The sequence below is a fragment of the Microtetraspora sp. NBRC 16547 genome (assembly GCF_030268965.1).
Taxonomy (GTDB): domain Bacteria; phylum Actinomycetota; class Actinomycetes; order Streptosporangiales; family Streptosporangiaceae; genus Microtetraspora.
On record NZ_BSSE01000039.1, the window covers coordinates 19,063 to 31,853 of the forward strand.

Sequence of the window (12,791 nt, forward strand, 5' to 3'; positions counted from 1 at the left end):
ATGCACCACCCTGGACACCGCTCCTTCCGGGCAAACCTTGCCGGTCACGGCACTCGCGCAGCCCGGGACGGCACCGTCGCGTTGTGGAGGGATATTTCATGACATGGAGTGAAACGATGGTGCGGGAGCGCGCCCGCGCCTTCCTCGCCGCCAACGACCCCTCGGCCATGGACCGGCTGGATTTCCTGCGGGCCAGGTTCGACGCAGGGCTCGCCTGGGTGCACTTCCCCGAGGGGCTCGGCGGCCTCGGAGCGCCGCGCGATCTCCAGACCACCGTGGAGAGCGAGCTGCGGGGGACCCCGGACAACCGGCCGGGCCGGATCGGCATCGGCCTCGGCATGGCGGCGCCGACGATCCTCGGCTTCGGCACCGAGGAGCAGAAGGAGCGCTTCCTGCGCCCGCTGTGGACGGGGGAGGAGGTCTGGTGCCAGCTCTTCAGCGAGCCCGGCGCCGGATCCGACCTCGCCACGCTCGCCACCCGCGCGGTCAGGGACGGCGGCGAGTGGATCGTGGACGGGCAGAAGGTGTGGACGTCCAGCGCCCACAACGCCCGGTGGGCGATCCTCGTCGCGCGCACCGACCCGGAGGTGCCCAAGCATCGCGGGCTCACGTACTTCGTCTGTGACATGGAGGCGCCCGGTGTCGAGGTACGGCCGCTCCGGCAGATCACCGGCGAGGCCGAGTTCAACGAGGTCTTCCTCACCGGGGTCCGGCTCCCGGACTCCCTCCGGCTCGGCGCGGTCGGCGACGGATGGCGGGTCGCGCAGGCCACGCTGATGAACGAGCGGGTCGCCATCGGCGGGGCGTCCGGCCACCGCACGATGATCGACACTGTCTGCGAGACCTGGCGGAGCCGCCCCGAGCTGCGCACGCACGACCTGCACCAGCGGTTGCTCCGGCTCTGGGTGGACGCCGAGGTCCTGCGCCTCACCGGGGCGCGGCTTCGCGAGCAGCTCGCCGTGGGCCGCCCCGGACCCGAGGGATCCGGCATGAAGCTGTCGTTCGCGCGGCTGCACCAGGAGCTGTCCGGCCTGGAGGTCGAGCTGCTGGGCGAGGACGGCCTGTCCTACGACGACTGGACCTTCCGCCGGCCGGAGACGGTCGACTTCGTCGGGCGCGAGGCGGGCTACCGCTACCTGCGGGCGAAGGGCAACTCCATCGAAGGCGGCACCTCCGAGATCCTCCGGAACATCATCGCCGAGCGCGTGCTCGGCCTGCCCGCCGAGCCGCGAGCCGACAAGGACATCCCCTGGAAGGACCTGCCGCGATGACGACGCCACCGGTCTCACTGCTCTACACGGAGGTCGAGGAGGAGCTCCGGGCGGCGGTCCGCGCCCTGCTCGCGGACGCGTGCCCCCACGCGGCGGTCCTCGCCCGGATCGAGTCGGCCACGCCGTACGACGGGGATCTGTGGAAGGCACTCGCGCGGGACATCGGCGCGGCGGGGCTGCTCGTCCCCGAGGAGCTCGGCGGCGCGGGCGCGTCGGCCCGCGAGGCGGCGGTCGTGCTGGAGGAGCTGGGCCGGGCCGTCGCGCCCGTCCCGTTCCTCACCAGCGCCGTGGTCGCCACCCGCGCCCTGCTCGCCGCCCGTACGGCCGGGGTGGCCGGGGGGAGCGGGGTGGCCGACGAGCTGCTGGAACGGCTCGCCTCCGGGGAGATCACGGCGGCTCTCGCGGTGTCCTTCGCGGCTTCGCCGTACCGGCCGGTGGGCGCCGAGGTGACGTACGAGCCGGGTACGGGCGAGACCGGCGCCTGTGATGTGGTGGTGAGCGGGCGGGTGACGGGCGTGGCCGGGGCGGAGGCGGCGGACGTGCTGCTGGTCTCCGCGAGCCTGCCGGGGCGGGAGGAGAGTGCGCTGATCGCGGTCGAGACCCGGGAGCAGGGCGTCGCGATCACCCCCATGACGTCGCTCGACCTGACCCGCCCGGTGGCCATGGTGTCTTTCGGCTCGGCCAGGGGGCGGATCGTCGCTCGGAGCGAGTCCACTCGGAGCGAGTCCATCGTGCGGGACGCCATCGCGTTCGGGGCGGGACTGCTCGCCTCGGAGCAGCTCGGGCTGGCCGAGTGGTGCCTGAGCGCCACGGTGGAGTACGTCAAGGAGCGCAAGCAGTTCGCCCGCCCGGTGGGGTCGTTCCAGGCGCTCAAGCACCGGCTGGCGGATCTGTGGCTGGAGATCGGCGGCGCCCGTGCCGCCGCGCGCAACGCCGCCGGCGCCCTCGCGGCCGGTTATCTCGGTGGTCCCGGGGCCGGTTGTCCCGGGGGTCCCGGGGGCTCGGCGGTGGCGGTCGCGGTGGCGCAGGCCCATTGCGGGGACGTGGCGGTGCACGCCGCCGAGGAGTGCGTCCAGCTACACGGCGGGATCGGGATCACCTGGGAGCATCCCGCGCACCTCTATCTCAAGCGGGCGAAGGCCGATCAGATCGCCTTCGGCACTCCGGGAGAGCATCGGACCGCCCTCGCGGGTCTCGTGGACGTCCCGGCACCGGCCTGAGGTCGTCGAAACTCCGGTCGTCGAAACTCCGGCTGTCAGGACTCCGGCCGCAGCGACGCGAGCAGGAGGTCGGCGAAGTGGCGGCCGACCTCCGCTCCCGTGAGCGGTCCGTCGGGGTTGTACCAGGTGCCGAGGTGGTGGACCGAGCCGAAGAAGAAGTCGACCACCATCTCGGCCGGGATGTCCGCGCGGAACACGCCGGTTCGCTGGCCCTCGGTGACCAGGTCGCGGAAACGCTCGTGGTAGCGGCGGCGCTCGGCCCGGACCATTTTGCGGGTGTCCGGGGCGAGCTGGTACATCGACCGGAAGAAGATCTTCGAGTCGTCGAGGTTGTCGACCGTGGTCGCGACCACGTCCACCGCGGCGGCGTGCAGGCGCTCCGCGACCGGGCCCTCCGCCTCGGCGAACGCCGTCAGGCGCTCCATCTGCATACGCAGAAGCCGGGCGTAGATCTCGTGGAGCAGGTCGTCCTTCGAGGCGAAGTAGTGGTACATGGCGCCCTTGGTGACCCCGGCCGCCGTGACGATCTCCTGGACGGACGTGCTCTCGAAGCCGCGGTCGGCGAACAGGCGCGTGGCCTCGGCGAGCAGGCGATGCCGTACGGGCTCCTCGACCGTGACTCCGCTGCGCGCCATGGTGACCCCTCCCTGATGTGATGGGCACCCAGCATACCGACTGGTCGGTTCTGAGAATTCTTCCGGGTATATGTCTTTGTTGCGGAAATGCGACTCTTTGCGACCTGGAGCTCCGTTTTCGAGACCTGGAGCCCCCATTCGGTTAGCGTTGGGAGAGCAGTCCTGATCTCGGGGGGCATCCGGTGCCAAGCGGGTCCATCTACGTGCCGCGCGACGAGAAGTTTACCGGCGCGTCGCCGCAGAACCTCTACGTGACCTTCTGGTTCGCGGGGCGCAAGAGCCGCCTCTGGACGCGCGGGGTCATCGGCGTGGCGGGGTTCGCCGGCGGCAGCCTGCTGGCGGCCCGGTTCGGCTGGTCCGACACCCTGCTCGCCGGGCTCGTGACGGGCGGCCTGGCCGCGCTCGCCGACTTCCTGGTCGCGTGGCGGTCCTTCGCCCGTACGGCCGTGTGGCGGGGCAGCAGGCGCGGCGAGATCCGCACCGGCCGGCTGCTGCGCCGCGGCCTGACCCGGCACGGTTACCGCGTCATGGACGGCCGCGCCGTACCCGGAGAGGCGTCGATCGACCACCTCGTCATCGGGCCCGGCGGGGTGTGGATCGTGGACAACGAGGCGTGGTCGCCGGACACCTACATCGCGAGGTACGGCGACCGCCTGTTCTTCGACGAGAAGTTCGGCACCTCGGTCGCGAAGGGACTGATCGGCGCCGCCTCGGCGCTGGCCGCGCTGCTGGCCCGCGAGACGGGGATCGACGTCACGATCTCGCCGGTGCTGGCCGTCCACAGCGGCAAGATCGAGGGCCGGGGCGGGACGGTCACCGGTGAGGGGCTGACCGTCGCCTACCCGCACAAGGTCGCCCGCTGGATCCGCTCCGAGCCGAACGGATCGCTGACGGAGGAGCAGGTCGAACTGCTCGCCCGGACCGCCGCCCGCATCCTGCGCGGCTCCAGGCTGCGTTTCTGAACCTGCTCCGCTGCCGCGCTTCCGGATTCTCTGCTTCCGGGTTCTGCGCCATGTCTCCCGCCGCCGCGTTCTAGGCGAGATCCTCGATGAACGTGACGAGTTGAGCGACATTTCGGCATTCGTACATCGGGACGATCCCGGCGTACGCGGTGGCGACGGAGTCACCGGTGTCCCACTGCGGGTGCGGCTCGGGGTTGAGCCAGTAGGCGTGCCGCGCCTCCCCGGCCAGCCGTCCGAGCACGTCGAGCGCGGGCGGCTGATAGTTGGAACGGGCGTCGCCCAGGATCAGCAGCGACGTCCTGGGGCCGATCGCGTCGCCGTACCGCTCGGCGAACTTCGTGAAGACGTGGCCGTAGTTCGTCCGCCCGAATCTCGCCATGTCGGCTTCCTTCGTGATCCGGGTGATGGCGTCCAGCACGTCGGCGCCGGGCCGGAAGAACGCGGTGATCTCGTCCACGTGGTCCACGAACGCGAACGCCCGCACCTTGGTGAACTGCTCGCGCAGCGCGAACGTCAGCAGCAGCGTGAAATGCGAGAACGCGGCGACCGAGTCGCTCGCGTCGCACAGGATCACGAGTTCCGGCTTGTGCGGGCGGCGCGGCCGCAGATGCGTGGTGAGCGGCACCCCGCCCGTGGACAGCGAGGCCCGCACCGTGCGCCGGAAGTCGAGCCGTCCCCGATGTCCCCGTTTCTGCTTGGCGGTGAGCCGGGTGGCGAGGCGGCGGGCGAGTGGGTACACCTCCCGGCGCAGCCGGGCCAGTTCGTCCTTAGTCAGGCGGAGGAAGTCCACGCGGTCGATCGGCGGCCCCACGGTCGCCTTCGCGATCTTCTCGATGCCGGATTCCTCGGCGATCCTGCGCCGGACATCGGAGGCGACGGCCTCCTCGAACTTCCGGATGCTCCGGGCTATCCGCTCGCGGGCGAGCTTCTCGGGGACACCGCCCCGCTCGGGAAGCATCCGGTCCAGCATCCGCGCGATCAGCGTCTGCGGGGAGAGGGCGCGCAGCACCACGTACGAGAACCACGACTGCCGGTGCCCCGAGGCCGGCACCTTGCCGAACCGCTCCACCATCGCCCGGGCGAACGCCCGGAACGCCGGATCGTCCGGATCGCCCATCAGCAGGTCGGCCAGCCGGTCCCGTAACTCGGCGAGTTCGGCCGGCTCGGGCGGCGCGGGCATGTCGGGTGGCGCGGGCTGTGCGGGGCGCCCCGTGCGGTCGCCGCTGTGCACCGGCGGGCCGTACCCGTCGGAGATCACGGGCGGGAACCACAGGTCGAACAGCGCGTCGAAGCCGGGACGGTGCTGGTGGCGCTTGACCAGCGTGGCCGCGTACGCCTCCCGGAGCGTCTCGCGTTCGGCCAGGTCGATCACGGTGAGCGCCTTCGCGGCGTCGAGGCCCTCGGCCAAGGAGACCGGCAGCCCCGCCCCACGCAACGCGTGCACGAACGCCACGTGCCGGTCGAGCAGCGGTTCGCTCATGTCGCCTCCTCGCCTGGCGGCTCGGGAGACGCGCAGTGGTCGTCGATGCGCTCGCTTCGCTGGGTCATGGCCGGGGCAGCCCGAGCTCCTTGGCGGCCCGGCTCTGGTCGGAGTCGTGCTTGAGCACCACGCCGAGCGTCGCGCCGATCAGCCCCTCGTCCAGGTCCGTACGGCCGAGCGCCAGCAGGGTGCGTGCCCAGTCGATGGTCTCCGCGATCGAGGGCGACTTCTTCAGTTCCAGGCTCCGCAGCGTGGCGACCGTACGGGCGAGGCGCTCGGCGACCTGGCCGGGAAGCTCTGGCACCTGGGCCAGGACGATGTCGCGCTCGCGTTCCGGCGTCGGGTAGCCGAGATGCAGATAGAGGCAGCGTCGCTTGAGCGCCTCCGACAGCTCCCGGGTCGCGTTCGACGTGAGCACGACGTACGGCCGGCGGGTCGCGATGATCGTGCCGAGCTCGGGGATCGTGACCTGGTAGTCGGAGAGGATCTCCAGGAGCAGCCCCTCGACCTCCACGTCGGCCTTGTCGGTCTCGTCGATGAGCAGCACAGTCGGCTCGTCGCTCCTGATCGCCTTCAGGAGCGGGCGTTCCAGGAGGAACTCCTTGGAGAAGATGTCCTCCCACGCCTCATCGTCGGCCTGGATGCGAAGCAGCTGCTTCTTGTAGTTCCATTCGTAGAGGGCGCGGGCCTCGTCCAGGCCCTCGTAGCACTGCAACCGGATCAGCCGGGCGCCGGTGGCCTGAGAGATGGCCTTGGCCAGCTGGGTCTTGCCCACCCCGGCCGGCCCCTCGGTCAGCAGCGGCTTTCCGAGCGCCCCGGCGAGGAACACGGACGTCGCGATGCCGTCGTCGGCAAGGTAGTCCACGGCGGCGAGCCGCCCCCGGACCTCGTCAGGCGAGGCGAACCACATCGACGCTCCTCTTGATCGAACCGAATGTTGTTCTAGTTTAGCCCGGTTTTGACGGGTCTGTGTGGTGCGATAACCTCTAACTGCTCACGCGCCGCTAGCTCAGTTGGTTAGAGCAGCTGACTCTTAATCAGCGGGTCCGGGGTTCGAGTCCCTGGCGGCGCACCAGCAAGAAGCCCAGGTCGGTACGTCTGACCTGGGTTTTCTTCATTTGGAGCCCACCCCAACGGCGCCCTGTGCCCCATCCTGATCATGATGGTTGCTCCGTGGTTGCTCGTCTGTCGTGATCTTGTTTCCGTCATGATCCATCTGCGGTTCATGGCTCTGTCGGTCGTGATCACATGGACGGCCGGCAGTGATCGTGGTCCGATTACCCTGTCGCCGTGGGAACCGACATCTACGGCTTCATCGAGGTTCGTCACCCGTCCGCCGGTGAGTACTGGTATGAGGGGGAGTCGTGGCTGGTGTCCATGCCTCTCTACCCGCTCTATGACGGCCGTGACTACGCGGCCTTCGGTTGCCTCTTCGGCGTCCGTAACTGGCTCGGCTGGACTCCCGTCGCGGCCGGCCGGGGCCTACCAGCCGACGTGTCGGAACCGATCCGTGCCGACTATGCGAACGAGCTCGATGCCGCCCTGCAGGGCTGCACGTGGGTGTCGTGGGCGGAGCTGCGTGAGCTGGACATGGCAGTCCGTCCGGCCGCACGGGGGATGCTCCAGATCCGACCAGGACACGACTCGCCGGTCTATCAGTACCGGATCGACGACCAGTGGCCCGATGAGGTTGTCGAGCAGTACGGCATACCGCCGTTGGGAGCCTCGCCCATCGAGGCGCTGGCAGGTCGCTGGGAGGTTGCCGGGGCGACACTCGAGTACGGCCCGGTGACACGACTCGACGTGCTGGGACCGGGCACCGGGTGGGAGCACGTCTTCGAGGTGATGCGGGCGTTGGCGCACCGGTTCGGGCCTGACGGCGTTCGACTGGTCGTCTGGTTCGACTGACGGCACCACACGAGAAGGAAAAGGCTCACCGCCTGAGGGGAATCAAGGCGGCTGCGTCTTCGGCGGCCTGGCGGGCGAGGTCGGGGAGGACCGAGGTGTAGGTGTCGGCGGCGATCGTGATGGAGGACAGGCCGAGGGTCTCCTGAACGACCTTGAGGTCGCAACCAGCGGCGAGGATGAGGGTCGCTGCTCCGTGGCGGAGGTCGTGCAGCCGTACGGGGGGAAGGTTGGCCTGGTGGGCGAGTCGCTCGAATTGGTCTGTCACGCGGGCAGGGTGGAGCGGCTGGCCGTTGTCCCGGGTGAACACGAAGTCGTTCTCCACCCAGTCGCCTCCCAGCGCAAGACGCTTCCGGCGCTGCTCTTTCCGGTGGGCGCGGAGGACCTTGATGGTCTCGCTGTCGAGGGCGACGTGGCGTTCGCCTGCTTCCGATTTCGGCTGTCCTTGATCCGTGGCCCAACCCAGCTGAGTGATCTGCCCGCGCACGGTGACGATCCCGGCCTTGAGGTCGACGTCGCTCCACCGGAGTCCGCATGCTTCGCCGCGTCGCAGGCCTCGGAGGGCGATCAAGTGGTAGAGCGCGTACAGGTTGTGGCTGCGCGCGACGGACAGGAAGGCTCCTGTCTGTTCGGGCGTCCAGACCATGACGGCCGAGGGGCGTGGCGTGGAGATGTAGACGTCAAGTGGACGCTTGCCGTAGGGCCGTTGATGCTCGGCGGCGAGCCCTTGCGCGTAGTCACTCCGCCAGGCTCGTACGCGTTCGGGAGTCCAGACCAGCGCCTTCGGGCGCTTCCCGGACGGGAGCTCCACGAGGGCGGCGACGTTGATGTCGATGAGCCGCTGCTTGATCGCGGCGTTGAGCGCGGCCCGCAGTGTCGCGCGGATCCGCTGTTTGGAGGCTGCTCCCGCCGGTCGGCGCCCTTTGACCAAGGCTCGGGTGGCCGTGTCGCCGGTCCTTCGGGCCTGTTCGATGGTGTCGTTGAGCTCGTCGATGGCGTCGAAGACGCTTGCCACGTCGGAGACCTGGAGCCGATCAAGACGGATCCTGCCGATGTGGGGAAGGTAGTAGAGCCGGATGTGGCGGTGGGAAAGCGAACTCAGCCCGTGGCGCGGAATCGTTCGTGGCCGAGTCGATCAGCACCGCGCGGGCGGCGGGCGCCACCGGCATCCTCCTCGTGCGCGGCGACTCGGCGTTCTACACCGGCGCGGTCATAGCCGCCTGCCTTCGCGCGGGCGCACACTTCTCCATCACCGCGAAGATGGACCCCAAGATCAAAGCAGCGATCGCCGCCATCGACGATGACGCCTGGCAGGCGATCGAGTACCCGGACGCGATCTTCGATGAGCAGGCCGGCTGCTGGGTGTCCGACGCCGAGATCGCCGAGACCCGCTACACGGCGTTCACCTCGAAGAAGGGCCAGGCGGTCACGGCCCGGCTGATCGTGCGCCGGGTCAAACGCCTCAACCCCAAGGTCGCGACCGGTCAGGACGAGCTGTTCAGCGTCTACCGGTACCACGCCGTGTTCACCGACAGCCCGTTCCACCTGCCTCAGGCCGAAGAACAGCACCGTGACCACGCGATCGTCGAGCAGGTCTTCGCCGACCTCGTCTACGGCCCCCTCGCGCACCTCCCCTCCGGCGACTTCGCCGCGAACGCCGCCTGGCTGACCTGCGCCGCGATCACCCACAACCTGCTACGCGCCACCGGCTGCCTGGCCGGCCCCGTCCACGCCAAGGCACAGGGTGCCACACTCCGTCGGCATCTGATCGCGGTCCCAGCCCGCCTGGCTCGGCACGGACGCGGTCACATCACCCTCCACCTGCCGCAGCGTTGGCGCTGGCAGCACGCGTGGATGAACATCTTCGACGCCGTCCACGACCCACCACCAGCCCGAGCGGCCTGACCCGCCCGAACCCCCGGTCACCGCCCGCACCGCCACGACCCCCCACGGTCACCCGCGCCATCAGCGCACGAACCCCGCCCCCGAGCCCAGCGGACATGTGGACAGGCTGCGACCCGCACGCAGCGGCTCCCACATGCGCGGAAACAGCGCTTCACCTGTGGAAACGGCCCTCGCGGAGGAATTGGACCAGAAATCAATCAGGAGAAATCACGCGGTGCATCCAGGCTGAGCGTGCCTGTTCCTGCCCAGGAAAGCGCTACTGTCCGAGTCGATCTCGGTGAGAAAACGTCATTCTCTCATCAACTTGTGATCATTTTCCGTTCACCGTCCAGAAGGGGCGGCCCGAATAAATAAGATCGTTCAGACGCCGGCGCTCACCGGCGCTGCCGCGTGCGCCCTGTTCGCCGCCACCCCCGCCCAGGCGGCGACGAGCCCCTGCAACCCCGCGACGGTGTGCGGTTCCCGCTACTCCGTCATCGACCACCACGACCTGAACGCAGGGCGGGGAAGCCTCATGGCGACGATCTAGCTCGCCTACGACGGCAGCTCCAACTGCGTGGTCACGCTCAACCGCTCCGGCCTCCTCAACGCCAAGATCATTTTCGTTGATGGCTGGTTTCCGTCCGACATGTGAACATAAGGGGAAAGCGCTTGAATAGCTTATGGCGGAAAAGTAGGAAGACCGGCCGGTTCAGATTGTTGGCCGCATCGCTGGGCGTGACCATGTTTGCGACCTTGATGAGCGCGATGCCCGTCCAGAGCGCACATGCGGATCCGACCGGAGCACCCACCTACCGAGCGCTCGCCGGCGGCGGGTCGGCGACGACACAGGAACTGATGAACGCGATGGCGGACGCGGTGACGGTGAACGGGCAGAAGGTGCTGGCCTCCTACGAGGCGGCCAGCAGCCAGCTATCGAGCACGTTCACCACCAAGAGCCCCACGACGAATCCGTACTGCACGCTGAACCGCCCGGCGGGCGACGCCGGCGGGCTGGGCGCCTTGGGCTACTCGATGGCGGTGGCCGACGGGTGTCTTGATTTCGCCCGGCTGGCAGGCGAGCCCACCACCCCGCAGTTGAACTCCCCGGTCGCCAATGTGACCTACCTGCCGTACGCGTTGGACGGGATCACGTATGTGGTGGACCAGAGGAGCCCGCTGCACGAGCCGAGCTTGGATTACCTGCGCGCGATCTATACCTGTGCGGCTACTACGACGCAGTACCATCCTCTGCTTCCGGCATCGGGGTCGCAGCTGCGCAGTGAGTGGCTGGCGGCCCTCAATATCAGCGAGGCGGACCTGAGCAACGGGAAGTACCCGTGCGTCAAGGACACCACCCTCAATGGGCGTCCGATCTCCGAGAATGACCCCAGCGTGCTGACATCGGACGAGTACGCGATCGTGCCGTATTCGATCGGGCAGTGGGCGAAGCACACGTGGAACTACCGGCTGGGGAACATCATCGGGGCACCGGAGACCAATGGGCAGGGTCCTGTGGTGCCCAACACGGCGGCGTTCCCTGACGGGGTCAGCTACACCATCCGCAGTCAGTACCAGCGGGACCTGACCCTCGGTGAGTTGAAGGACATCTACCAGTGCCGGATGACGCAGGTCGACGGGAAAGCGGTGTATCCGCTGCTGCCAGTCGCGAGCCCGGTCCGGACGGCGTGGCTGAAGATGATGGGCATCACCGAAGCCGACATGTCCGCGGGCCGTTACCCGTGTATCAGCACCACCACTCACGGCAGCTTCCCGATCCAGCCCAATACAGGGTCCTTCCAGGAGTGGGGCAACCAGATCATGCCCTACTCCATCACCGAGTACATCCGTCAAATGCTCGGGTACGACAACGGCGTGGCGGTCCCGGATAACCGCAACGCACTCACGCTGGGCGGGCTCGTCCAGGGCGGCGGGGTGGTGAAGCGGCCGTTCGTGCTCAACACCGGCTACGGCCGGCCGCTGGTGCACCGGTTGTACAACGTGGTCCCCGCGGAGAAGCAGCGGGTGAGCCCGTGGCGGGAGGCCTTCACCGGCAAAGACTCGCTGATCTGCCGGAACACCGGGCTCATCGAGACCTATGGCTTCACTCCTCTGGCACCGGAAGCCTGCGGCGGCGGTGACCGGGCGCTTGCCGACCCGGCAGCGCCCAGCTACCGGATCCGCAACGCCAACAGCGGCAGCTGCCTGGCGATCGCCGGAGCCAGCACCGCCGCCGGCGCCCTTGCCGTACAGCAGCCCTGCTCCAGCGGAACCGAACAACAGTGGACCTGGTACGGGACCACAGGGCGGCAACTCAAGAACACCAACAGCGGGCTGTGCCTGTCGATCGGCACGACCAACACCCCCAGCAGTGCGCAGGCCTTCCAAGCGCCCTGTGGATCCGGCGCCGAGCAGCAGTGGATCCAGCAGGTCGGCCCGGCCAGCTCAGAGATCCAGCTCAAGAGCGCCATCAGCTTCTGTAGCACCTGTGTGCTCTCCATTTCCAACGCCAGCACCCTCGCAGGCGCCAAGGCAGTCGCCGTCGTGGCCCGTAACCTCCCCAACGAATCGTGGACCCTGCATACCGCCACCACCTACTCGCCGGGCCCGGACACAACGACCTCGGTGACCAGCACATCCACGGCCACCATGGCAGGCACCGCGGCGAGCCCAGCCCCGGTGGGGAAGACGGCGCTCGCGGCGGCGGCGGCCGGCCAGTGGGTTTCGGTGACCCATCCGAAGCGGTTGGTCGACGTCAGCAACGGCAGGTGCAGATTCCAGGGCGACTGGGAGCAAGCATCCGCCAGGCCCGGCAGCGGGCCCATCGGTGGTGCCTTCCTCTTCGCCACCGGATATCTCAACGGCCCCAAGTGCGCGGTCACGATGCATCTGCAGGTCGTCAGCTACGATTTCAGGGACCTGACGGTATTCACCCATGATCACTACTACGACGCCAGCAAGCCCTCAAGCGCCGGCAAAAATGAGCGCTGGATGTTCTGGGGACCCATTGTCGGCGGAGTCTACTACCCGAAAATCGGTAACCAGGTCTACCTCGTCACCTACGAGGTGAAGGACCTGACCACCGGAACTGGCCTTCCCTCGGTCGGGCAGATCTGGGGACCGCCGGCGAACTGGTGTGACGGCTGGCGCCCGCCGACCAGCCCGCCGGGCTGCTAACTTTCACGGATCTGGCAGCCGGCCCCGGCATGTCCCGCGCACACCGCCCGGGACATGCCGGGGCCTTTCGCTGATCGCCATCGTTCCCCTTTGTGGCGTAGACGGAGTGGATCTCCCTGGTCCGGGCGGAGGAGGCCAAGTCGGCGTAGCGGTCGAGCCCGGCCAAGGTGAAAAGGTGAGCCAGTGCGACGGTCACCTGCTCGGGGTGGTCGATGAGCCACGTGACCGGCAGGATGTGCCAGAGGAATTCCTGTAAC

10 protein-coding genes and 1 tRNA gene are annotated in these 12,791 nt (G+C 68.6%); 7 read left to right on the forward strand and 4 right to left on the reverse strand.

Features of this window, described 5'->3' with window-relative positions:
- Positions 1–98: 98 nt before the first annotated feature.
- Both QSK17_RS32745 and QSK17_RS32750 read left to right on the forward strand, forming a co-directional pair.
- Entirely contained in the window at positions 99–1,271 is a 1,173-nt protein-coding gene (locus tag QSK17_RS32745; protein WP_285709878.1) for an acyl-CoA dehydrogenase family protein, read from the forward strand.
- On the forward strand, positions 1,268–2,491 hold the full coding sequence (locus QSK17_RS32750) for an acyl-CoA dehydrogenase family protein (RefSeq protein ID WP_285709880.1): 1,224 nt from the start codon (positions 1,268–1,270) through the stop codon (positions 2,489–2,491). The genes QSK17_RS32745 and QSK17_RS32750 overlap by 4 nt, the downstream gene beginning before the upstream one ends.
- A 35-nt stretch (positions 2,492–2,526) precedes the next feature.
- Here QSK17_RS32750 and QSK17_RS32755 read toward each other — a convergent pair whose 3' ends face one another.
- Positions 2,527–3,126, reverse strand: coding sequence for a TetR/AcrR family transcriptional regulator (locus QSK17_RS32755; protein WP_285709882.1), 600 nt, complete (start codon positions 3,124–3,126; stop codon positions 2,527–2,529).
- Between the two features lie 182 nt (positions 3,127–3,308).
- Here QSK17_RS32755 and QSK17_RS32760 point away from each other — a divergent pair, with 182 nt between their 5' ends.
- A complete protein-coding gene (locus tag QSK17_RS32760) occupies positions 3,309–4,088 on the forward strand; it encodes a nuclease-related domain-containing protein (RefSeq protein ID WP_285709884.1) in 780 nt (259 codons plus the stop codon).
- 70 nt (positions 4,089–4,158) lie between these two features.
- Here the strand turns inward: QSK17_RS32760 and QSK17_RS32765 are convergent, their stop codons facing one another.
- Both QSK17_RS32765 and QSK17_RS32770 read right to left on the reverse strand, forming a co-directional pair.
- Positions 4,159–5,568, reverse strand: coding sequence for a vWA domain-containing protein (locus QSK17_RS32765; protein ID WP_285709887.1), 1,410 nt, complete (start codon positions 5,566–5,568; stop codon positions 4,159–4,161).
- A gap of 64 nt (positions 5,569–5,632) precedes the next feature.
- Entirely contained in the window at positions 5,633–6,478 is an 846-nt protein-coding gene (locus QSK17_RS32770; protein ID WP_285709889.1) for an AAA family ATPase, read from the reverse strand.
- Between the two features lie 88 nt (positions 6,479–6,566).
- Here QSK17_RS32770 and QSK17_RS32775 point away from each other — a divergent pair.
- Both QSK17_RS32775 and QSK17_RS32780 read left to right on the forward strand, forming a co-directional pair.
- Positions 6,567–6,643 (forward strand) — tRNA-Lys (locus QSK17_RS32775).
- Positions 6,644–6,858: 215 nt separating this feature from the next.
- Positions 6,859–7,476 carry a hypothetical protein gene (locus tag QSK17_RS32780; RefSeq protein WP_285709891.1) on the forward strand — a complete coding sequence of 206 codons (618 nt, stop codon included), beginning with the start codon at positions 6,859–6,861 and terminating at the stop codon, positions 7,474–7,476.
- Between the two features lie 25 nt (positions 7,477–7,501).
- On the opposite strand, the gene QSK17_RS32785 is transcribed toward QSK17_RS32780, so the two are convergent.
- Positions 7,502–8,488: a tyrosine-type recombinase/integrase gene (locus QSK17_RS32785; protein ID WP_285709893.1), complete on the reverse strand. Its 987-nt coding sequence runs from the start codon at positions 8,486–8,488 to the stop codon at positions 7,502–7,504.
- Between QSK17_RS32785 and QSK17_RS32790 the strand changes: the two genes are divergently transcribed.
- Positions 8,482–9,378, forward strand: a complete 897-nt coding sequence (locus tag QSK17_RS32790) for an IS1380 family transposase (RefSeq protein ID WP_285709896.1) — start codon at positions 8,482–8,484, stop codon at positions 9,376–9,378. The two genes, QSK17_RS32785 and QSK17_RS32790, sit on opposite strands and share 7 nt — an antisense overlap.
- A 723-nt stretch (positions 9,379–10,101) precedes the next feature.
- Positions 10,102–12,534, forward strand: a complete 2,433-nt coding sequence (locus QSK17_RS32795) for an RICIN domain-containing protein (protein WP_285709946.1) — start codon at positions 10,102–10,104, stop codon at positions 12,532–12,534.
- Positions 12,535–12,791 lie beyond the last annotated feature (257 nt).

What these genes read in the sequence shown, in the direction of transcription:
- QSK17_RS32745 (WP_285709878.1), top strand. Translation starts at nt 99, where the DNA reads ATGACATGGAGTGAAACGATGGTGCGGGAGCGCGCCCGCGCCTTCCTC.
- QSK17_RS32750 (WP_285709880.1), top strand. Translation starts at nt 1,268, where the DNA reads ATGACGACGCCACCGGTCTCACTGCTCTACACGGAGGTCGAGGAGGAG.
- QSK17_RS32755 (WP_285709882.1), bottom strand. Translation starts at nt 3,126, where the DNA reads ATGGCGCGCAGCGGAGTCACGGTCGAGGAGCCCGTACGGCATCGCCTG.
- QSK17_RS32765 (WP_285709887.1), bottom strand. Translation starts at nt 5,568, where the DNA reads ATGAGCGAACCGCTGCTCGACCGGCACGTGGCGTTCGTGCACGCGTTG.
- QSK17_RS32770 (WP_285709889.1), bottom strand. Translation starts at nt 6,478, where the DNA reads ATGTGGTTCGCCTCGCCTGACGAGGTCCGGGGGCGGCTCGCCGCCGTG.
- QSK17_RS32795 (WP_285709946.1), top strand. Translation starts at nt 10,102, where the DNA reads ATGTTTGCGACCTTGATGAGCGCGATGCCCGTCCAGAGCGCACATGCG.